Source organism: Nocardioides maradonensis, assembly GCF_054777115.1.
Window position 1 is genome coordinate 181,540 of sequence record NZ_BAAHAZ010000006.1, and the last position, 19,488, is coordinate 201,027.

Annotated in this window: 21 protein-coding genes; all 21 read left to right on the forward strand. The window is 71.1% G+C overall.

The window, feature by feature from the left end:
- The first annotated feature begins 53 nt into the window (after positions 1-53).
- The 21 genes from ACYVAQ_RS09000 (at position 54) to ACYVAQ_RS09100 (ending at position 19,488) form a co-directional block, all read left to right on the forward strand.
- Complete coding sequence (locus tag ACYVAQ_RS09000) at positions 54-1,016, forward strand: zinc-binding dehydrogenase (protein ID WP_460788450.1); 963 nt, start codon at positions 54-56, stop codon at positions 1,014-1,016.
- Entirely contained in the window at positions 1,013-2,353 is a 1,341-nt protein-coding gene (locus ACYVAQ_RS09005) for an MFS transporter (protein WP_460788453.1), read from the forward strand. Before ACYVAQ_RS09000 ends, ACYVAQ_RS09005 begins: the two co-directional genes overlap by 4 nt.
- A gap of 67 nt (positions 2,354-2,420) precedes the next feature.
- The gene (locus ACYVAQ_RS09010) at positions 2,421-3,713 is read left to right on the forward strand and encodes a homoserine dehydrogenase (protein WP_460788455.1); all 1,293 of its coding nucleotides are present in this window, start codon (positions 2,421-2,423) and stop codon (positions 3,711-3,713) included.
- Positions 3,710-4,786, forward strand: coding sequence for a threonine synthase (gene thrC / locus ACYVAQ_RS09015; protein ID WP_460788457.1), 1,077 nt, complete (start codon positions 3,710-3,712; stop codon positions 4,784-4,786). Before ACYVAQ_RS09010 ends, thrC begins: the two co-directional genes overlap by 4 nt.
- Complete coding sequence (gene thrB / locus ACYVAQ_RS09020) at positions 4,786-5,685, forward strand: homoserine kinase (protein WP_460788459.1); 900 nt, start codon at positions 4,786-4,788, stop codon at positions 5,683-5,685. The genes thrC and thrB overlap by 1 nt, the downstream gene beginning before the upstream one ends.
- 224 nt (positions 5,686-5,909) lie before the next feature.
- A complete protein-coding gene (rho, locus tag ACYVAQ_RS09025) occupies positions 5,910-7,514 on the forward strand; it encodes a transcription termination factor Rho (RefSeq protein WP_460788702.1) in 1,605 nt (534 codons plus the stop codon).
- A gap of 99 nt (positions 7,515-7,613) precedes the next feature.
- Positions 7,614-7,832 carry a 50S ribosomal protein L31 gene (gene rpmE, locus ACYVAQ_RS09030; protein WP_460788462.1) on the forward strand — a complete coding sequence of 73 codons (219 nt, stop codon included), beginning with the start codon at positions 7,614-7,616 and terminating at the stop codon, positions 7,830-7,832.
- Between the two features lie 155 nt (positions 7,833-7,987).
- The gene (gene prfA / locus ACYVAQ_RS09035; RefSeq protein ID WP_460788465.1) at positions 7,988-9,058 is read left to right on the forward strand and encodes a peptide chain release factor 1; all 1,071 of its coding nucleotides are present in this window, start codon (positions 7,988-7,990) and stop codon (positions 9,056-9,058) included.
- Entirely contained in the window at positions 9,055-9,894 is an 840-nt protein-coding gene (gene prmC / locus ACYVAQ_RS09040; RefSeq protein WP_460788467.1) for a peptide chain release factor N(5)-glutamine methyltransferase, read from the forward strand. The genes prfA and prmC overlap by 4 nt, the downstream gene beginning before the upstream one ends.
- Before the next feature lie 4 nt (positions 9,895-9,898).
- Complete coding sequence (locus tag ACYVAQ_RS09045) at positions 9,899-10,588, forward strand: L-threonylcarbamoyladenylate synthase (RefSeq protein ID WP_460788469.1); 690 nt, start codon at positions 9,899-9,901, stop codon at positions 10,586-10,588.
- Positions 10,581-11,768 (forward strand): MraY family glycosyltransferase, encoded by a 1,188-nt coding sequence (locus ACYVAQ_RS09050; RefSeq protein WP_460788471.1) that lies wholly within the window; start codon positions 10,581-10,583, stop codon positions 11,766-11,768. The genes ACYVAQ_RS09045 and ACYVAQ_RS09050 overlap by 8 nt, the downstream gene beginning before the upstream one ends.
- Positions 11,769-11,911: 143 nt before the next feature.
- Positions 11,912-12,145: a hypothetical protein gene (locus tag ACYVAQ_RS09055; protein ID WP_460788473.1), complete on the forward strand. Its 234-nt coding sequence runs from the start codon at positions 11,912-11,914 to the stop codon at positions 12,143-12,145.
- Positions 12,142-12,564, forward strand: a complete 423-nt coding sequence (locus tag ACYVAQ_RS09060) for a hypothetical protein (protein WP_460788475.1) — start codon at positions 12,142-12,144, stop codon at positions 12,562-12,564. Before ACYVAQ_RS09055 ends, ACYVAQ_RS09060 begins: the two co-directional genes overlap by 4 nt.
- Positions 12,561-13,346 (forward strand): F0F1 ATP synthase subunit A, encoded by a 786-nt coding sequence (gene atpB / locus ACYVAQ_RS09065; RefSeq protein ID WP_460788476.1) that lies wholly within the window; start codon positions 12,561-12,563, stop codon positions 13,344-13,346. The genes ACYVAQ_RS09060 and atpB overlap by 4 nt, the downstream gene beginning before the upstream one ends.
- Positions 13,347-13,452: 106 nt before the next feature.
- Positions 13,453-13,710: a F0F1 ATP synthase subunit C gene (locus ACYVAQ_RS09070; protein WP_460788477.1), complete on the forward strand. Its 258-nt coding sequence runs from the start codon at positions 13,453-13,455 to the stop codon at positions 13,708-13,710.
- 56 nt (positions 13,711-13,766) lie between these two features.
- Entirely contained in the window at positions 13,767-14,285 is a 519-nt protein-coding gene (locus ACYVAQ_RS09075) for a F0F1 ATP synthase subunit B (RefSeq protein WP_460788480.1), read from the forward strand.
- Positions 14,285-15,094 carry a F0F1 ATP synthase subunit delta gene (locus ACYVAQ_RS09080; RefSeq protein WP_460788482.1) on the forward strand — a complete coding sequence of 270 codons (810 nt, stop codon included), beginning with the start codon at positions 14,285-14,287 and terminating at the stop codon, positions 15,092-15,094. The genes ACYVAQ_RS09075 and ACYVAQ_RS09080 overlap by 1 nt, the downstream gene beginning before the upstream one ends.
- A gap of 29 nt (positions 15,095-15,123) precedes the next feature.
- Entirely contained in the window at positions 15,124-16,767 is a 1,644-nt protein-coding gene (atpA, locus tag ACYVAQ_RS09085; protein WP_460788484.1) for a F0F1 ATP synthase subunit alpha, read from the forward strand.
- Between the two features lie 9 nt (positions 16,768-16,776).
- Positions 16,777-17,694 (forward strand): F0F1 ATP synthase subunit gamma, encoded by a 918-nt coding sequence (locus ACYVAQ_RS09090; protein ID WP_460788486.1) that lies wholly within the window; start codon positions 16,777-16,779, stop codon positions 17,692-17,694.
- Positions 17,695-17,728: 34 nt separating this feature from the next.
- Entirely contained in the window at positions 17,729-19,183 is a 1,455-nt protein-coding gene (gene atpD, locus ACYVAQ_RS09095) for a F0F1 ATP synthase subunit beta (protein ID WP_460788488.1), read from the forward strand.
- On the forward strand, positions 19,183-19,488 hold the full coding sequence (locus ACYVAQ_RS09100) for a F0F1 ATP synthase subunit epsilon (RefSeq protein ID WP_460788490.1): 306 nt from the start codon (positions 19,183-19,185) through the stop codon (positions 19,486-19,488). The genes atpD and ACYVAQ_RS09100 overlap by 1 nt, the downstream gene beginning before the upstream one ends.

A 19,488-nucleotide genomic window follows, 5' to 3' on the forward strand; every position in this document is an offset into this window, starting at 1 on the left:
ATCGGCCCGCGGCCGCGCTGCCATTTGACCTCAACCTAACTTGAGGTTGTGCCATGGTTCCCGTGCACGCGATCAGACACCACAGTTTCGGTCCCGCTGACGTCCTCCACCTGGAGGAGCTGCCCGACCTCGAGCCCGGCCCCGGCGAGCTGCGCATCGCGGTCCGGGCGGCCGGCGTCCACCTCGTCGACACGGCGATCCGTTCCGGAGCCGGCTTCGCCGGCGGTCCGCCGCCGAGGCTGCCGGTCGTGCCGGGGCGCGAGGTCGCGGGCGTCGTCGACCGCGTCGGCGAGGGTGTCGACGACCGTCTGCTCGGCACGAGCGTCGTCGCGCACCTCGGCTCCGCCGGTGGTGGGTACGCCGAGCAGGCGGTCGTCGCCGCCCGGCGCGCCTATCCCGTGCCGGTCGGGCTCGACGCGCCCACCGCGGTGGCGACGATCGGCACCGGGCGCACCGCCGCGGCGATCCTCGAGCTCGCCGCCGTCGTACCGGACGACGTCGCGGCGGTGACCTCCGGCGCGGGCGGGCTCGGCCTGCTCCTGCTGCAGGGCGTGCGCAACGCGGGGGCGACCGCGGTCGGCTTCGCCGGTGGGCCCGACAAGATCGCGCTCGTCGCGGGTACCGGCGCGGCCGGCATCGACTACCGGGCCGACGACTGGCGGCAGCGGTTGCGGGTGCACGAGCCGCTCACCGTGGTCTTCGACGGCGTCGGTGGCGAGATCGGCCGCCGGCTGTACGACGCCCTCGCGCCCGGCGGCCGGCTGGTCCGCTACGGGTGGGCGTCCGGCGAGCAGAACGCGTACGACGACCCCGACCGCCCGGTCCTCGACGTCCTCGGGCCCGGCCTGATGGCGCGGATCGAGCACTTCGAGCGCGCGGCCCTCGCCGCGGCCGCCGACGGCAGCCGGGTGCCCCACGTCGGGACCGTGCTCCCGCTCGCCCGCGCCGCCGACGCCCATCGCGCACTCGAGACGCGGTCCTCGGTGGGCAAGGTCGTGCTGGTGGTCGGCCCGTGACCGCCGTCGCCGAGGCGGCCGTGGTCTCCCCGTGGCGCGGCCGCCACGGTCGTACGACGGTTGGGGTGTTCTCGCTGTCGTTCCTGTTCGCCTTCGAGGCGCTCGCCGTCTCGACCGTGATGCCGCGGATCGCGGCCGACCTGCACGGCCTGCGCTGGTACCCGGTCGCCTTCGCCGCGCCCCTCGCCGCCGCGATCGTCGCCCTGGCCACCGCCGGCCCCGACGCGGACCGGCTCGGCCCCGGTCCGGTGCTGCGCCGCGGCCTCCTCGCGTTCTGCCTCGGCGCCGCCCTCGCCGGCCTCGCTCCCGACATGCCGCTGTTCCTCGTCGGCCGACTCGTCCAGGGGTACGGCGGGGGCGCGATCTCCGTCGCCCTCTACGTCGTCATCGCCCAGGCCTATCCCGAGGACCTCCGACCGCGGGTGTTCGCCATCCTCACGACCGCCTGGGTGCTGCCGTCGCTGGTGGGGCCGGTCGTCGCGGCGGCCGTCGCGGACGCGTTCGGGTGGCGGTGGGTCTTCCTCGGCGTACCCCTCATCGCGGTCGCCGCGTGGGTCCTCGTCGCGGACGCTCCGTCCCACGCCGTGACCGCCGCCGGCGCTCGGGGCAGGGTCGGTCCCGCCCTCACGGCGGCCGGGGGAGCCCTCCTCGTCAGCCTGGCCGGACAGCGCGTCCCCGGCTGGCCGGCCCTCGTCGTGCTCGGCCTGGTGCTGGTCGTCCTCGGTGGTCGACGCCTCCTGCCGGCCGGCGCCTGGAGCCTGCGCGCCGGGCTCCCCGCCGTGCTCGGCTCCCGCGGCGCCATCGGGACGGCGTTCGCGTCGGCCGAGGTCTACGTGCCGCTGCTCCTGGTGCTGCACCGCCACCTCAGCATCACCGAGGCGGGCTGGGCGCTCACGACCGGTGCGGTGACGTGGACCCTCGGCGCCCACCTGGCCGCGCGGTGGCGGGTGCTGGCCGACCCCGCGGTCAGGGTCCGCACCGGCGCCGTGCTGGTCTCCGCCGGTGCCGCCGGGTTCGCGACCGTCGCAGCACCGGGCATGCCGCTCGTCGTACCGATCCTCGGGTGGGGCTTCTGCGGTCTCGGCATCGGGATGGCCTTCGCCACGCTGTCGGTGCTCGCGCTCGCGGTCGCGGAGCCCGGCGAGGAGGGCCGGGTGTCCTCGGCGCTGCAGGTCAACGACTACCTGCTCAACGGTGCGGGCCTCGCGATCGGAGCCGTCGTGTTCGCCGGCTTCGCGGGCACCGCCCCGGTGGCCGCCGCGACCGCGCTGGTGCTGGCCGCGGCTGCGCTCGCCGCCCTCGCGCTGGTCCCGGCCGCCCGCCTCCGGAGCGACTGACCTGACGCTGCCCCGAGGGGTGGACGCGAATCGGCCGCCGACCCCGACCGCCGATAACCTTGGGCGCGTGAGCAATCCCCTCAAGGTGGCCGTCCTGGGCTGCGGGTCCGTCGGGTCGCAGGTCGTGCGACTCCTCGGCGAGCAGTCCGCAGATCTGGCCGCACGGGTGGGTGCGCCGATCGAGCTGGCAGGCGTCGCCGTACGCCGCCTCGACGCGGCTCGTGAGGTCGACGTACCCGCCGACCTGCTGACCACGGACGCCGCCGCCCTCGTGGCGCGCGACGACATCGACCTCGTCATCGAGGTGATCGGCGGCATCGAGCCGGCCCGCACGCTCATCCTGAGCGCGCTGGAGAACGGCGCGAGCGTCGTCACCGCCAACAAGGCGCTGCTCGCCGAGGACGGTCCGACGCTCTTCGAGGCCGCTGAGAAGGCCGGCCGCGACCTCTACTACGAGGCCGCCGTCGCCGGCGCCATCCCGATCCTGCGTCCGCTGCGCGAGAGCCTCGCCGGCGACCGGGTCACCAAGGTGATGGGCATCGTCAACGGCACCACCAACTTCATCCTCGACAAGATGGACTCCGTCGGCGCGGGCTACGAGGAGACCCTCGAGGAGGCTCAGGCGCTGGGGTACGCCGAGGCCGACCCGACCGCGGACGTCGAGGGCTTCGACGCCGCGGCCAAGGCCGCGATCCTCGCCAGCCTGGCGTTCCACAGCCGCGTGACCGCCGCCGACGTCCACCGCGAGGGCATCTCCGAGGTGTCCGCGGGCGACGTTCGCTCGGCGCGCGAGATGGGCAGCGTCGTCAAGCTGCTCGCCATCGCCGAGCTGGTCGAGGACAAGGGCGTGAGCGTCCGCGTCCACCCCGCGATGATCCCCAGGAGCCACCCGCTGGCCAGCGTCCGCGAGGCCTACAACGCCGTGTTCGTGGAGTCCGAGGCCGCCGGCCAGCTGATGTTCTACGGCCCCGGCGCCGGTGGCTCGCCCACGGCCAGCGCCGTCCTGGGCGACCTGGTGACGGTCGCCCGCAACCGGATCGCGGGCACCCGCGGCACCGGCGAGTCGGCGTACGCCGACCGGGTGGTGCTGCCGATGGGGGAGACCCGCACCCGCTACCACGTGGCGATCGACGTGGACGACAAGGCGGGCGTGCTCGCCGCCGTCGCGAACGCGTTCGCCGCTCACGGCGTCTCGATCCAGACCGTGCGGCAGGAGGGGCGCGGCGACGACGCCCAGCTCGTCGTGGTCTCGCACGAGGCGACCGACGCCCAGCTCTCGGCGACCGTCGACGAGCTGCGCGACATGGACATCGTCCGCGAGGTCACCTCGGTGATGCGCGTTGAAGGAGGCCTCGAATGAGCAGCGTGAGCGCGCTGACCCAGCAGTGGAAGGGCGTGATCGAGGAGTACCGCGACCTCCTCGACATCCCCGCCGACACCCCCGCGGTGACGCTGCGTGAGGGCGGCACGCCCCTGGTCCACTCCGGCTGGCTCTCCGGCCTGACCGGCGCCCAGGTGTGGCTCAAGGTCGAGGGCAACAACCCGACCGGCTCCTTCAAGGACCGCGGCATGACGACCGCGCTCTCCGTCGCCGTGCACCAGGGCGCCCAGGCCGTCGTCTGCGCCTCCACCGGCAACACCTCCGCATCGATGGCCGCGTACGCCGCCAAGGCCGGTGTCACCCCGATCGTGCTCGTGCCCGAGGGCAAGATCGCCGCGGGCAAGATGGCGCAGGCCGTCGTGCACGGCTCGAAGGTGATCCAGGTCCGCGGCAACTTCGACGACTGCCTGCGGATGGCGCGCGGCATGTCGGAGAAGTACCCCGTCGCTCTCGTCAACTCGGTCAACCCGCACCGGCTCGAGGGCCAGAAGACGGCCGCCTTCGAGATCGTCGACTTCCTCGGCGACGCTCCCGACTACCACCTGCTGCCCGTCGGCAACGCGGGCAACATCTCGGCGTACTGGCTCGGCTACGTGCAGTACGCCGACCTCGGCCGCGCCACCAGGCGGCCCATCATGCGCGGCTTCCAGGCCGCGGGTGCGGCGCCGCTCGTCGACGGCGCGCCGGTCGACGACCCGGAGACCAAGGCGACCGCGATCCGGATCGGCAACCCCGCGTCGTGGCAGCTCGCCGAGAACGCCGCCAAGGAGTCCGGAGGCCGCTTCGCCAAGGTCACCGACGAGCAGATCCTCGCCGCGCAGGCCGAGCTGGCCCGCAACGACGGCGTCTTCGTCGAGCCGGCCTCCGCCGCCGGTGTCGCCGGGCTGCTGCAGGAGCTCGCCGCGGGTGACTCCTACGCCGGCACGACCGTCGCGATCACGGTGACCGGTCACGGGCTCAAGGACATCGCGACCGCCCTCGAGGGCGTCGTGCTGCCCGACCTCGTGGTGGACGCCGACGTCGACGCTGCCGCTCGCGCCGCCGGTCTCTGATGACCTTCGTCGACGGCCCGGTGCGGGTCTCGGTGCCCGCGACCTCCGCCAACCTCGGTCCCGGCTTCGACGCGCTCGGGCTCGCGCTCGACCTGCGCGACGAGCTCGAGGCCGAGATCCTGCCCGAGGGTCTCGTCGTCGAGGTGTCCGGCGTCGGCGAGGGTGAGGTGCCGCTGGACGAGCGCCACCTGGTCGTGCGCTCGATGCGGGCCGTCTTCGACAAGATCGGCGTCCAGCCGTCCGGCCTGCGCCTCTCGTGCACCAACGTCATCCCGCACGCCCGCGGCCTCGGCTCGTCCTCGGCTGCGATCGTGGCCGGCGTCTGGCTCGGCCGGGAGCTCGTCGCCGGCGGCCGGCTGTGGCTCGACGACGCCGCGCTGCTCGACCTCGCCGCCCGGATCGAAGGCCACCCCGACAACGTCGCGCCGGCCCTGTACGGCGGCTTCACCATCGCCGGCCACGACGCCGACGGCTCCTTCTGGGCCGCTCCCAGCGGCGTCGACCCGCGGATCAGCGCCGTGGTCTTCGTGCCGCCGACCCCGGTCTCGACCGAGGAGGCGCGCGGCCTGCTGCCCGCGACCGTGCCCCATGCCGACGCCGCGGCGAACGCCGGCCGGGCTGCGCTGCTCGTCGCCGCCCTCGGCAGCGCCCCCGAGCTGCTGCTCCGGGCCACCGAGGACCGACTGCACCAGGGCTACCGCCGTCCGGCCATGCCCGAGAGCCTCGCGCTCGTCGACGCGCTGCGGGCCGACGGCGTCGCCGCCATCGTCTCGGGCGCCGGCCCGACCGTGCTGGCGTTCGCCGACGGCACCGATGCGGACACCCTGCTCAAGCGCTGCCCGGAGGGCTGGGCGGGACATGCGCTCGCCATCGACGACACGGGCGCCCGCCCCGCCTGACCCGCGAGGCGTCACCTCACGGATGCGGGGGATGCTAGGTTGGCCGTACGCCGCCGCGCCCGACCGATCCGGAACGGGCAGCCCGTGCGGCGATCCGTTCAAGTGCCGCACGTTCCTGTGCGGCCGTCATCCGTGAAGGAACTCACGTGACCGAATCTCTCGACGCTTCCGCGGCCCCGGCTGACCGGGCCCCGGCGAAGAAGCGCGCCGGCGGGCTCAACTCGATGCTGCTCGCCGACCTCAAGGCCATGGCCGGCGGCATGGGCATCGCCGGCGCCGGCAGCATGAAGAAGGCCCAGTTGATCGACGCGATCAAGTCCGCCCAGTCCGGGCAGGGCGGCCGGTCCTCCGGCGACGTACCGGCCGAGAAGGCGCAGCCGGAGAAGAAGGCCCAGCCCCAGAAGCAGCCGGAGGCCAAGCCCGAGCCCACCGGCGAGTCGAAGCCCGAGCAGACGGCCGAGGACACCGTCCCCCAGGCCAAGGAGGAGCGCCCCGCCCAGCAGCGGCAGCGCCAGAACCAGCCCGCCAAGAAGGCCGCCCAGCAGCCCCCGCAGGACAAGCAGGCGCAGCAGGACAAGCCGGAGTCCCCGGACACCGACGGCGACGACGACCACGACGACGACGGCGAGGGCGGCACCCGCCGCAACCGCCGCCGCCGCGGCCGCGACCGCAACCGCACCCTGCGCGAGCAGGAGAACGAGGTCCGTGAGGACGACGTGCTGGTCCCGGCCGCCGGCATCCTCGACGTCCTGGACAACTACGCCTTCGTGCGTACGTCGGGGTACCTGGCCGGTGCCGACGACGTCTACCTGTCGCTCTCGCTGGTGCGCAAGTACGGCCTGCGTCGTGGTGACGCCGTCACGGGCCAGGTGCGTCAGCCGCGCGAGGGCGAGCGCCGCGAGAAGTTCAACCCGATGGTCCGCATCGACGCGGTCAACGGGGCCGACCCTGAGCTGGCCAAGAGCCGGCCGGACTTCGCCACGTTCGTGCCGACCCACCCGACCGACCGGCTCCGCATGGAGACCACCTCGGACAACCTGACCGGTCGGATCCTCGACCTGGCCGCCCCGATCGGGAAGGGCCAGCGCGGACTCGTGACCGGTCCCACCAAGTCGGGCCGGACCACCCTGCTGCGCTCGATCGGTGCCTCGCTCACCGCCAACAACCCCGAGGCGCACCTGATGGTGGTGCTGCTCGACGAGCGCCCGGAGGAGGTCACCGACTTCCAGCGGGCGATCAAGGGCGAGGTCGTCGCCAGCACCTTCGACCGACCCGCGCTCGACCACGTCACCGCGGCCGAGCTGGCCGTCGAGCGGGCCAAGCGCCTGGTCGAGCTGGGCCACGACGTCATCGTGCTCTTCGACGGGCTGACCCGGCTGGGCCGTGCCTACAACCTCGCGGGAGCGGCCAACGGTCGCGTCGCCACCGGGGGAGTCGAGGCCACCGCGCTGTATGGCCTCAAGCGCCTCTTCGGCGCCGCGCGCAACGTCGACAACGGCGGCTCGCTCACCATCATCGCCACGGTCGTCAACGACTCCACCTCGGCCATCGACCAGCTCCTGTTCGAGGAGATCGACGGCACCGAGAACCTCGAGATCCGGCTGCGCCGCGACCTCGCCGAGGAGCGTGCCTACCCGGCGATCGACGTGGTCGCGTCCAGCACCCGGCACGCCGACCTGCTGACCAGCGCGGAGGAGCAGTCGATCCTCTCCAAGCTGGACGCCGAGCTGGCCGAGCTCACCCCGTCCGACGCCCACCGGTCGCTCGTGGAGCGGCTGGGAAGAACTCGGACCAACATCGAGTTCTTGATGGGTGTGCAGCGCGGCTGAGGATTCGCACCACCCTCAACCGCCGCCGTACACTTCACCAGTTCCGCTCCGGTTCACGTCCGCACGCCCGTGCGACGACCCGGCGCACGAGAGGAAACCATGAAGAAGGACATCCACCCCGAGTACGTCGTGACCCAGGTGACCTGCACCTGTGGCGCCACGTTCACCACCGGGAGCACCGTTGCCTCCGGCACCATCCACAGCGACGTCTGCTCGCAGTGCCACCCGTTCTACACGGGCAAGCAGAAGATCCTCGACACCGGCGGTCGCGTCGCGAAGTTCGAGGCCAAGTACGGCAAGGTCGGCGCTGCCAAGTAGCTGATCCGAAGCGCCGGTCCCCGTCGAGGGGGCCGGCGCTTTGTCGTCCTCGCCGGCGGAGGTTTCCTGGCGCTTGTCGGGCGTTGCAATGCCCGACAAGCGCAGGAATCCCCGGTTGACCGGTGATTCCTGCACCTCCCACCCGAAGGATCCCCGTGTTCGAAGCAGTCGAGGGCATGCTCGCCGAGCATGCCGAGCTCGAGAAGCGGCTCGCGCTGCCCGAGACCCACGCCGACGCCCGCCTCGCGCGCACCCTCAACCGCCGGTACGCCGAGCTGAACGCCATCATCGGCACCTGGCGCGAGTGGCAGCAGCACGGCGACGACGCCGACGCCGCCCGTGAGCTGGCCGCCGACGACCCGGCGTTCGCCGAGGAGGTCGACGACCTGCTGGCCAGGCGCGAGGTCGCGGCCGAGCGGCTGCGCCGGCTCCTGGTGCCGCGCGACGAGACCGACGACAGCGACGCGATCCTCGAGGTGATGGCCGGTGCCGGCGGCGAGGAGTCGGCCCTGTTCGCCGGCGACCTGCTCCGCATGTACATGCGGTACGCCGAGCGCCGGGGCTGGAAGACCGAGATCCTCGACTCCACCGAGTCGGACCTGGGTGGCTACAAGTCGGTGACCGTCGCGGTCAAGGGCGGCAGCAGCGAGCCCGGCCAGGCGCCGTACGGTCTGCTCAAGTTCGAGGGTGGTGTCCACCGCGTGCAGCGCGTGCCCGTGACCGAGTCGCAGGGCCGGATCCACACCAGCGCCGCCGGGGTGATGGTGATGCCCGAGGCCGAGCAGGTCGACGTCGAGATCAACGACAACGACCTGCGCATCGACGTCTTCCGCTCCAGCGGGCCGGGCGGTCAGAGCGTCAACACCACCGACTCCGCGGTCCGGATCACCCACCTCCCGACCGGCATCGTGGTGAGCTGCCAGAACGAGAAGTCCCAGCTGCAGAACAAGGAGCAGGCGATGCGCATCCTCCGCGCCCGCCTCCTCCAGGCCGCCCAGGACGCCGCCGACGCCGAGGCCTCCGACGCGCGGCGCAGCCAGGTCCGCACCGTCGACCGTTCCGAGCGGATCCGCACCTACAACTTCCCGGAGAACCGCATCTCCGACCACCGCACCGGCTACAAGGCCTACAACCTCGACCAGGTGCTCGACGGCGACCTCCAGCCGGTCCTCGACTCCTGCGTCGAGACCGACATGGCGGCACGGTTGGCGGCGTTGGAGGAGTGAGCGACATCCGCAGCCTCCTCGCGGAGGCCACGACCGTGCTCACGGCCGCGGGTGTCCCCAGCCCCGAGTACGACGCGGGCGAGCTGCTCGCCCACGTCCTCGGCACCACCCGCAGCGCGCTGCCCTTCGTCGCGGGCATCTCCGGCGACGACACCGTCCGCTTCCTCGAGCTCGTCGAGCGCCGCGCTGCCCGCGAGCCCCTCCAGCACCTCATCGGCACCGCCTGGTTCCGCCACATCTCGGTCCAGGTCGGTCCCGGCGTGTTCACGCCGCGCCCGGAGACCGAGCTCCTCGCCGGCTGGGCGATCGAGCACGCCGGCGCCGGATCGGTCGTCGTCGACCTCTGCACCGGCTCCGGGGCCATCGCCAAGTCCCTCGCCCACGAGGTCCCCGAGGCCGAGGTCCATGCCTGCGAGCTCGACCCGACGGCGTACCCCTGGGCGGAGCGGAACCTCGCCGGCACCGGCGTCGACCTGCGGCACGGCGACCTGGCCACGGAGTTCGACGACCTGCTCGGCACCGTGGACGTGGTGGTCAGCAACCCGCCGTACGTCCCGCTCGAGGCCTGGGAGTCGGTCGCGCCCGAGGCGCGTGACCACGACCCGCACCTCGCGCTGTTCTCCGGAGACGACGGCCTCGACGCGATCCGCGTCCTCGCGCACCGTGCGGCTGCCCTGCTGAAGCCCGGGGGAGTGGTCGGCATCGAGCACGCCGACGTCCAGGGCGAGAGCGTGCCCGCGGTCCTCGCCGCGACCGGGCTGTGGACCGAGATCCGCGACCACCGCGACCTGTCGGGACGGCCTCGCTTCACCACGGCGACGAGGGTGCAAGGATGACGTCGTGACTGCGACGCGGATGCCGACGACGACCGAGGAGGAGATCGAGGCGGCGCTCGACGCAGCCAGCCTCGCCGTACGCCGGGGCGAGCCGATCGTGCTCCCCACGGACACCGTCTACGGCATCGGTGCCGACGCCTTCGACCCCGCCGCCGTCGCCCGCCTGCTCGAGGCCAAGGGCCGCGGCCGCGACATGCCGCCGCCGGTCCTGGTGACCTCGGCCGCGACCCTGGACGCCCTGGCGTCGCGCGTCCCCGACTATGTCCGGACCCTCGTCGAACGGTTCTGGCCGGGCCCGCTCACCGTCGTCTGCCACCAGCAGCCCTCGCTGCAGTGGGACCTCGGCGAGACCCGCGGCACCGTGGCCGTCCGCGTGCCCGACCACGACGTCGCCCGACGGCTGCTCGAGCGCACGGGGCCGCTGGCCGTCTCCTCGGCCAACCTCACCGGCGAGCCCGCCGCGACCGACGCCGACCGGGCTGTCGAGATGCTCGGCGAAGCGGTCGAGGTGGTCATCGACGCCGGCACCAGCCCCGGCGGCGAGCCGTCGACGATCGTCGACGCCACCGGGGAGCGCCCGCGCCTGCTCCGGGCAGGTGCCATCCCGGTGGCCGATCTCGACGCCGCGCTGCTCGACCTGGCCATCACCGTGGAGCGTCCCGAGGAGTCCGAGGAGTCGCCGACGGATGCGTGAGTACGTCGTCGTCTTCCTGGTCGCCGCCGTCGTCACCTACCTGCTGACGGTGGTCGCCCGGGAGTTCGCGATCCGCACCGGCGCGGTCGCCGCGGTCCGCGACCGGGACGTGCACGCGGAGCCGATCCCGTACCTCGGGGGAGTGGCCATGCTCGGTGGCCTCTTCGCCGCGATCCTGGTCGCCCAGCACCTGCCGTTCCTCTCGACGAGCCAGCCGTGGGTCTGGGACGACGCGATGTCGGTGCTCGGCTCGGGCGCCCTGATCTGCGGCGTCGGCGTGCTCGACGACATCTTCGACCTGGACGCGCTCACCAAATTCGGCGGCCAGGTGCTCGCGGTGGGCCTGCTGATCTACTCGGGCATCCAGTTCAGCTACCTCTACCAGCCCGACGGGAGCCAGTTCTCCCTCGACCCGGGCCAGGGCGCGCTGTTCACGGCGCTCATCGTGCTCACCACCGTGAACGCCGTGAACTTCATCGACGGCCTCGACGGCCTCGCCGCCGGCGTCATCGGCATCTCCGCGGTCGCCCTCTTCGTCTTCTGCTACGCCCTGACCGTGATCAACGACGTCACCCGCGCGACGACGGGTGCCCTCCTGGCGGCGGCCCTCGCGGGTGCCTGCCTGGGCTTCATCGCCCACAACTTCCACCCGGCCCGGCTCTTCATGGGCGACAGCGGCTCGATGCTGATCGGCCTGGTGCTGTCGGGCTCGGCGATCACGGTGACGACGCAGTTCTCCCCGGGCGACCTCGCCAAGGGTGCGGACGGTGCCGGAGCGAGCCTGCTGCCCATGCTGCTGCCGGTGCTGCTGCCGGTGCTCATCCTGATCGTGCCGTTGGCGGACCTGGTCCTCGCCGTCGTACGACGCACGCGGGCCGGCCGCTCGCCGTTCGCACCCGACAAGCAGCACCTGCACCACCGGTTGCTGGAGATCGGTCACTCGCACCGGCGTGCGGTCCTCATCATGTGGCTGTGGGCGGGCCTGATCGCGTTCGCCACGGTCGTCGCGAGCGTCTACCCGCGGCGGCCGGCGTGGATCGGCATCGGCACCGCCACCCTCGTCATCGTGCTCCTCACCTTCGTGCTCCCCATGGTCCGGCGTGGTCCGGAGGTGCACGCGGAGGAGCCGCTCCCGGAGCCTGCGGGGACCCCCGACGAGGAGTCCGCCAGCAGCTTGTGATAGCTTTCACGAGCTTGCTCGGAGCACTTTTCCCGCCCAGATCTTCCGAACGGATGCCATCCAATGACACCCGCCGCTTTCGCCTTTCCGGGGGCCGTTCGGCCGACCCGTGGGGCAGGGCGGGTCTGTGGTAGTTTCCGGCCATGCGCGGCCGTGACCTCCTCGGCCTCGGCGGCATGCTCGTCGGCGCTGTCGTCGGTTGCACGGCGCTCGGGTTGCTCGTCGACCATCTCGCCGGCTCCGACCCGATCGGCGTCGTCCTCGGCGTCGCTGTCGGCATGGTGCTCGGGGCCGTCGGGTTCGTCCTGCGGGTCCGCCGAGCGCTGCGCATGCCGCCCGACGACCCCGCCGACCCGAGGAACGAGGTGACACCGTGACCGCCCACGCCCAGTTCCCCGGACTGCCCGCGCGTGCCAGCTGGCTGCGGGTCATCAAGGACCAGCGCAAGGTCGAGCTCGTGGCCCTCGGGATGGCCCTCTTCAGCCTCTGGTTCCGTCAGGTCGGCCCCTGGGCCCTGCCGCTGTGGCTGATCGCCGGCATCGTCCTCGGCCTGGTCAACCACCTGGTCACCGAGTACTGGCTGCTGCGCACCATCACCCGGGGCGACGCACCGACCAAGGCCGACCTGCGGCGGTCCACGATGCTGCGCCTGGCGATCGTGGCGGTCGTCGCCATCGTGATCGCCTTCGTCTGGCGTCCGTGGAGTGTCGGCGCGCTCCTCGGTCTTGCTATCTTCCGCCTGATCGCGCTCGTGATGACCACGATCCCGCTGCTTAAGGAGTTGAAGAATCAATGAGTGGCCTGCTGCCTCTTGAGATTCACATCGAGCCCGGTGTCCACCCGACCCGCGACTGGTTCGGCCTGACCGTCAACATCGACACGGTCTTCAGCACGGTCGTCGCCGGTGTGATCGTCCTGGCTCTGGGCTTCCTGGTCCGTCGTGCGCTCACCAAGAACACCGAGGACCACGTCCCGACCAAGCTCCAGATCATCTGGGAGTCGGTCGTCGACCAGGTCAACAAGCAGGTCGAGGACAACCTCGGCAAGGTGCACCCGTACGTCGCGCCGCTGGCCATCTCGCTGTTCTTCTTCATCCTCATCGCGAACTGGCTCGAGCTGGTCCCGTCCGAGTTCCACATCGGGGACACCAACTTCCACGTGCTGCCGGCGCCGACGTCGGACACCAACCTCACCTACGCGATGGCCATCTTCGCCGTCGTCAGCGTCTGGATCTACGGCATCCGCAAGAGCGGGCTGGGCTACTTCAAGCACTTCGTGCAGCCGTTCCCGGTCCTGCTGCCGCTGACCATCCTCGAGGAGCTCGTCAAGCCGGTCACCCTGGCGCTGCGACTCTTCGGCAACATCTTCGCCGGCGGCATCATGCTGGCGCTGATCGCCGCCATCCCGTGGTGGGCGGGCATGCCGGTCGCGAACATCCTCTGGAAGATGTTCGACCTGTTCATCGGCGGTCTGCAGGCGTTCATCTTCGCCCTGCTGACGGTGCTCTACTTCGCGATGGCCAGCGGCGGTCACGACGACGAGCACGAGCACGACGCGGCCACCGCGTCGGCCCACTGATCCACACCAACTCAAGACTCGCGCCCCGGGCCAGACTGCCCGAGGTCGCACCAGAGGTAGACAACGTCGCCGCCCGAAGCGGCGAGGAACCAAATAGGAGAAACCAATGTCTGACATCTCGAAGGCCGTTTCGCTTGCTGGCGCTTTCGTCGGCGGTGGCCTCGCCCTGGGCGGCGGCGCGATCGGTGCCGGTATCGGTGACGGCCTGGCCGGTTCGTCGTACATCGAGGGTGTTGCCCGTCAGCCGGAGGCCCAGGGCCGCCTGCAGACGATCTTCTTCCTCACCGTGGGTCTGGTCGAGGCGATGTTCTTCATCAACCTCGCCTTCATGGCCCTGTTCGTCTTCGTCCTCGGCGGGAAGTGAGCCGGTCCCCCTCAGGGGACCTGCCACCCGCACCAGACCAGAAGGACCATGAGTAGATGAGCACAACGCAGCTGATCCCGCTCGAGAGCAACTTCCTCGTGCCGAACGGCACGTTCGTCGTGGAGTTGATCGCGTTCGCGATCATGTTCGCCATCATCGCGCGGTACATCGTGCCGCCGATCAACAGGGCGATGGAGGCGCGGCAGGAGGCGATCCGCAAGGAGTTCGCCGAGCTCGACCAGGCCAAGGCCGACGCCACGTCGGCCAAGGACGAGTTCCAGTCGCAGATCGAGGAGGCCCGCAAGGAGGCCGCCAAGATCCGTGAGGACGCTCGCGAGCAGGGTGCCGCCATCATCGCCGAGATGCGTGAGCAGGCGCAGGCCGAGTCCGCCCGGATCGTCGAGCACGGCAAGACCCAGCTCGAGGCCGAGCGGCAGCAGGCCATCGCGTCGCTGCGTGCCGAGGCCGGCGGCCTGGCCACCGGTCTGGCCGGTCGCATCGTCGGGGAGAGCCTGGACGACGAGGCTCGCCAGAGCCGCGTCGTGGAGCGCTTCCTCGCCGAGCTGGAGGCCTGATGGACTTCCGTGGAGCATCCGCCGAGGCGGTCAGCACCCTCACCGGTGACCTGACCGCGGCGGTCGGCACGGACGGCGCTGCGGCGTCGGCCGCCGCGGAGTCGCTGTACGCCGCCGCGGACGCGGTCCGCGACGAGCCCGGCCTGCGCCGGTTCGCCGCCGACCAGTCCGTGCCGGCCGAGGCCAAGTCCGGTCTGGTCCGCGACGTCTTCGCCAAGCTCGACGACAACGCGCTGGCGCTGGTCGACGCGGCCGTCCAGCTGCGCTGGACGAGCGCGAGCGACCTGGCCAAGGCGCTGCAGCACCTGGCCGAGGTCGCCACGGTGCGGTCCGCGGGCTCGTCCCAGACCCAGGTGGCCGACGAGCTGTTCGCCGTACGCGAGCTGGTCCAGGACAACCCGGACCTGCGCGACGCGTTCGCCGATCCCAGCCGGCCGACCGCCGACAAGGCGGCGCTGGTCGACACGCTGCTCGGCGGCAAGGTGCTGCCCGCCACGGTGACCCTGGTCAAGCAGGCCCTCACCGGCGTGCACGGCACGGTCACCGCCGCGCTCGGTCACTACCGCAGCCTCGCGGCCGAGGTCGTGGGCGAGAGCGTCGCCACCGTCCGCGTCGCGGCCCCGCTCGCCGACGGTCAGCTCGACCGCCTGGTCGGCGCCCTGTCGCGCCAGTACGGCCGCCCCGTCCACGCCAACGTCGTGGTCGACCCGAGCGTGATCGGTGGCGTGAAGGTCGCCATCGGTGACCACATCATCGACGGCACCATCGCCACCCGGCTCGACGACGCCCGCCGTCGCATCGCCGGCTAAGACTTCAGAGAAACGAGAGAGAAGGCATCATGACGGACCTGTCTATCCGTCCGGACGAGATCCGCGACGCCCTGGCGAAGTACGTCGCCGACTACCAGCCCGACGCGGCCAGGACCGAGGAGGTCGGCACCGTCGCGCAGACGGCCGACGGCATCGCCCGCGTCGCCGGTCTGCCGTCGGCCATGGCCAACGAGCTGCTCCAGTTCGAGGACGGCACCCTCGGCATCGCGCTGAACCTCGACACCAAGGAGATCGGTGTCGTCATCCTCGGTGACTTCGACAAGATCGAAGAGGGTCAGGCCGTCCGTCGTACCGGCGAGGTCCTCTCGGTTCCCGTCGGCGACGGCTACCTCGGCCGCGTCGTCGACCCGCTCGGCAACCCGATCGACGGCCTCGGCGACGTGACCCCGCTCGACGGCCGCCGCGCGCTGGAGCTGCAGGCTCCGGGCGTCATGGCGCGCAAGTCGGTGCACGAGCCGCTCGCGACCGGCATCAAGGCCATCGACTCGATGACCCCGATCGGCCGCGGTCAGCGCCAGCTGATCATCGGCGACCGCGCCACCGGCAAGACCACGGTCGCGATCGACACGATCATCAACCAGAAGGCGAACTGGGCGTCGGGCGACCCGTCCAAGCAGGTCCGCTGCATCTACGTCGCCATCGGCCAGAAGGGCTCGACCATCGCCTCCGTGCGTGGCGCCCTCGAGGAGGCCGGCGCGCTGGAGTACACCACCATCGTCGCCGCCCCGGCGTCGGACAGCGCGGGCTTCAAGTACCTGGCCCCCTACACCGGCTCGGCCATCGGCCAGCACTGGATGTACGACGGCAAGCACGTCCTCATCGTCTTCGACGACCTGACCAAGCAGGCCGAGGCCTACCGCGCCGTGTCGCTGCTGCTGCGTCGTCCGCCGGGCCGCGAGGCGTACCCGGGTGACGTCTTCTACCTGCACTCCCGCCTGCTGGAGCGCTGCGCGAAGCTGTCCGACGAGCTCGGCGCCGGCTCCATGACGGGTCTCCCGATCATCGAGACCAAGGCCAACGACGTCTCGGCGTTCATCCCGACCAACGTCATCTCCATCACCGACGGTCAGATCTTCCTGCAGTCCGACCTGTTCGCGGCCAACCAGCGTCCGGCCATCGACGTCGGTGTCTCGGTCTCCCGCGTCGGTGGCGCGGCGATGACCAAGGCGATGAAGGCCGTCACCGGTTCGCTCAAGGTCGACCTCGCGCAGTTCCGCGCGATGGAGGCGTTCGCGATGTTCGCGTCCGACCTCGACGCCGCGTCGAAGCAGCAGCTGGCCCGCGGCCAGCGTCTGATGGCGCTGCTCAAGCAGCCGGCCTACCACCCGTACTCGGTCGAGGACATGACCGTGTCGCTGTGGCTGGGCACCTCGGGTCGCCTCGACCAGCTGCCGGTCGAGGACGTGCTCAAGTTCGAGCAGGAGTTCCTGGACTACCTGCGCACCACGCACGAGGGCATCCTGGCCGGCATCCGCGAGACGCTGAAGTTCGAGGACTCCACCGAGACCGAGCTGATCGCGGCGTACGACGCGTTCCTCCCCGAGTTCCAGACGTCGGCGGGTGGCTTCATCCACGCCGGTCACGAGGAGCACGCGCCGCTGGGCGACGAGGCGATCGAGCAGGAGACCATCGTCAAGCAGAAGAAGGCGTGAGGCTGACCCATGGCCGTATCGCTGCGTGAGTATCGCGCGCGGATCAAGTCGACGGAGTCGATGAAGAAGATCACGCGCGCCATGGAGCTCATCGCTGCGTCTCGCATCATCAAGGCGCAGCAGCGGGCCAGCTCGGCCGCTCCCTACGCCCGTGAGCTGACCCGGGCGGTGTCCGCCGTGGCGACGTACTCCAATGTCGTCCACCCGCTGACCACCGAGCCGGCGAACCCGACGCGAGCCGCGGTGCTGGTCGTGACCAGCGACCGCGGTCTCGCGGGCGCCTACTCCTCGAGCGTTCTGCGCGAGGCCGAGCAGCTCGTCGAGCGGCTCAAGGGAGAGGGGAAGGCGGTCTCCGCCTACATCTCCGGGCGCAAGGGCGAGGCGTTCTACAAGTTCCGCGGCCGTCCGATCGTCAAGTCGTGGACCGGTCACAGCGACCAGCCCACCTACGACGTGGCCAAGGAGATCGGTGAGACGCTGATCGAGGCGTTCCTCGCCGGCCAGGACGAGGGTGCCGAGGGCGTGCACGAGGTGCACATCGTCTACACCCAGTTCCGGTCGATGCTGGTCCAGGAGCCCCACACCGTGCGGCTGCTGCCGCTCGAGGTCGTCGAGGGCGAGAGCAAGCCGGCTGCCGGCGAGGTCCTTCCCCTCTACGAGTTCGAGCCGTCGCCCGAGGCCGTCCTGGACGGGCTGCTGCCGCAGTACGTCGAGAGCCGGGTCTTCTTCGCCCTGCTCCAGGCGGCGGCGTCCGAGCTGGCTGCTCGCCAGAAGGCGATGAAGTCGGCGACGGACAACGCCGAGGAGCTCATCAAGAAGTTCACCCGGATCGCCAACCAGGCGCGCCAGGCGGGCATCACCCAGGAGATCAGCGAGATCGTGGGTGGCGTGAACGCACTGGCCGACGCCCAGGCCGCCGACGACTGACCCACCGATTGATTCAAGCAACGGAGTATTGGAAATGACTGCAACGGTTGAAGAGACCACCGCCGCCGGCGCGGGCTCGGTGGGACGCATCGCCCGAGTGATCGGCCCGGTCGTCGACGTGGAGTTCCCCGTCGACGCCATGCCCGAGATCTACAACAAGCTCGAGGTGGACGTGACCCTCGGCGGCGAGACGGTCACCCTGCCGCTCGAGGCCGCCCAGCACATCGGCGACGGCATGGTCCGCGCCATCTCCCTCAAGCCGACCGACGGCCTGGTCCGGGGTGCGCAGGTGCGCGACACCGGCAACCCGATCATGGTCCCCGTCGGCGACGTGACCCTCGGCCACGTCTTCAACGCGACCGGCGACGTGCTCAACCTCGAGGAGGGTGAGGCGTACGACGTCCAGGAGAAGTGGGGCATCCACCGCAAGGCTCCGGCATTCGACCAGCTCGAGTCCAAGACCCAGATGTTCGAGACGGGCATCAAGGTCATCGACCTGCTCACGCCGTACGTCACCGGTGGGAAGATCGGTCTGTTCGGTGGCGCCGGTGTCGGCAAGACCGTTCTGATCCAGGAGATGATCGCCCGCGTCGCCAAGAACCACGGCGGTGTGTCGGTCTTCGCCGGCGTCGGCGAGCGCACCCGTGAGGGCAACGACCTCATCGTCGAGATGAAGGAGGCCGGCGTCTTCGACAAGGTCGCCCTGGTCTTCGGTCAGATGGACGAGCCGCCGGGCACGCGTCTGCGCGTCGCCCTCTCGGCGCTGACGATGGCGGAGTACTTCCGCGACGTCCAGGGCCAGGACGTGCTGCTGTTCATCGACAACATCTTCCGGTTCACCCAGGCCGGTTCGGAGGTGTCCACGCTGCTCGGCCGAATGCCGTCCGCCGTGGGTTACCAGCCGAACCTCGCCGACGAGATGGGCACGCTGCAGGAGCGGATCACCTCGACCCGCGGTCGCTCGATCACCTCGATGCAGGCGATCTACGTCCCCGCGGACGACTACACCGACCCGGCTCCGGCCACCACGTTCGCGCACCTCGACGCGACGACCGAGCTCTCCCGTGAGATCGCGTCGCTGGGTATCTACCCGGCCGTGGACCCGCTGACCTCGACCTCCCGGATCCTCGACCCGCAGTACATCGGTCAGGCTCACTACGACTGCGCGATCCGCGTCAAGCAGATCCTGCAGCGCAACAAGGAGCTCCAGGACATCATCGCGATCCTCGGTGTCGACGAGCTGTCCGAGGAGGACAAGACCATCGTCACGCGGGCGCGCCGCATCCAGCGCTTCCTGTCGCAGAACACCTACGTCGCCAAGCAGTTCACCGGCATCGAGGGTTCGACGGTTCCGATCGCCGACACCATCGACGCGTTCAACAAGATCTGCGACGGCGAGTACGACCACGTGGCCGAGCAGGCCTTCTTCATGTGCGGCGGTCTGGACGACGTCGAGGCGAAGTGGGCTGAGATCCAGGCGAGCCTCTGATGGCTGACGCCCTGCAGGTCGAGCTCGTCGCGGCCGACCGGATCGTCTGGTCCGGTACGGCCACGCAGGTCAACGCGCGCACGGTCGAGGGTGAGATCGGCATCCTGCGTGGTCACACGCCGGTGATGTCGCTGCTCGCCCCGAGCGTGGTGGAGATCGTGCCGTCGAGCGGCGACAAGGTCGTCGCCTCGGTGGACGCGGGCTTCATCTCGGTGGCCAACGACCGCGTGTCGGTCCTGGCCGAGCACGCCGAGCTGGGCACGGGCCTCGCCGACGCCGCCAAGGCTGCGGAGCAGGCATCCTGA

Coding starts and splice junctions, on each gene's coding strand:
- ACYVAQ_RS09100 (WP_460788490.1), top strand. CDS start 19,183: ATGGCTGACGCCCTGCAGGTCGAGCTCGTCGCGGCCGACCGGATCGTC.
- atpB (WP_460788476.1), top strand. CDS start 12,561: ATGAGTGGCCTGCTGCCTCTTGAGATTCACATCGAGCCCGGTGTCCAC.
- ACYVAQ_RS09080 (WP_460788482.1), top strand. CDS start 14,285: ATGGACTTCCGTGGAGCATCCGCCGAGGCGGTCAGCACCCTCACCGGT.
- ACYVAQ_RS09075 (WP_460788480.1), top strand. CDS start 13,767: ATGAGCACAACGCAGCTGATCCCGCTCGAGAGCAACTTCCTCGTGCCG.
- ACYVAQ_RS09000 (WP_460788450.1), top strand. CDS start 54: ATGGTTCCCGTGCACGCGATCAGACACCACAGTTTCGGTCCCGCTGAC.
- rho (WP_460788702.1), top strand. CDS start 5,910: ATGCTGCTCGCCGACCTCAAGGCCATGGCCGGCGGCATGGGCATCGCC.
- rpmE (WP_460788462.1), top strand. CDS start 7,614: ATGAAGAAGGACATCCACCCCGAGTACGTCGTGACCCAGGTGACCTGC.
- ACYVAQ_RS09090 (WP_460788486.1), top strand. CDS start 16,777: ATGGCCGTATCGCTGCGTGAGTATCGCGCGCGGATCAAGTCGACGGAG.
- atpA (WP_460788484.1), top strand. CDS start 15,124: ATGACGGACCTGTCTATCCGTCCGGACGAGATCCGCGACGCCCTGGCG.
- ACYVAQ_RS09055 (WP_460788473.1), top strand. CDS start 11,912: ATGCGCGGCCGTGACCTCCTCGGCCTCGGCGGCATGCTCGTCGGCGCT.
- atpD (WP_460788488.1), top strand. CDS start 17,729: ATGACTGCAACGGTTGAAGAGACCACCGCCGCCGGCGCGGGCTCGGTG.
- ACYVAQ_RS09070 (WP_460788477.1), top strand. CDS start 13,453: ATGTCTGACATCTCGAAGGCCGTTTCGCTTGCTGGCGCTTTCGTCGGC.
- ACYVAQ_RS09050 (WP_460788471.1), top strand. CDS start 10,581: ATGCGTGAGTACGTCGTCGTCTTCCTGGTCGCCGCCGTCGTCACCTAC.
- thrC (WP_460788457.1), top strand. CDS start 3,710: ATGAGCAGCGTGAGCGCGCTGACCCAGCAGTGGAAGGGCGTGATCGAG.
- thrB (WP_460788459.1), top strand. CDS start 4,786: ATGACCTTCGTCGACGGCCCGGTGCGGGTCTCGGTGCCCGCGACCTCC.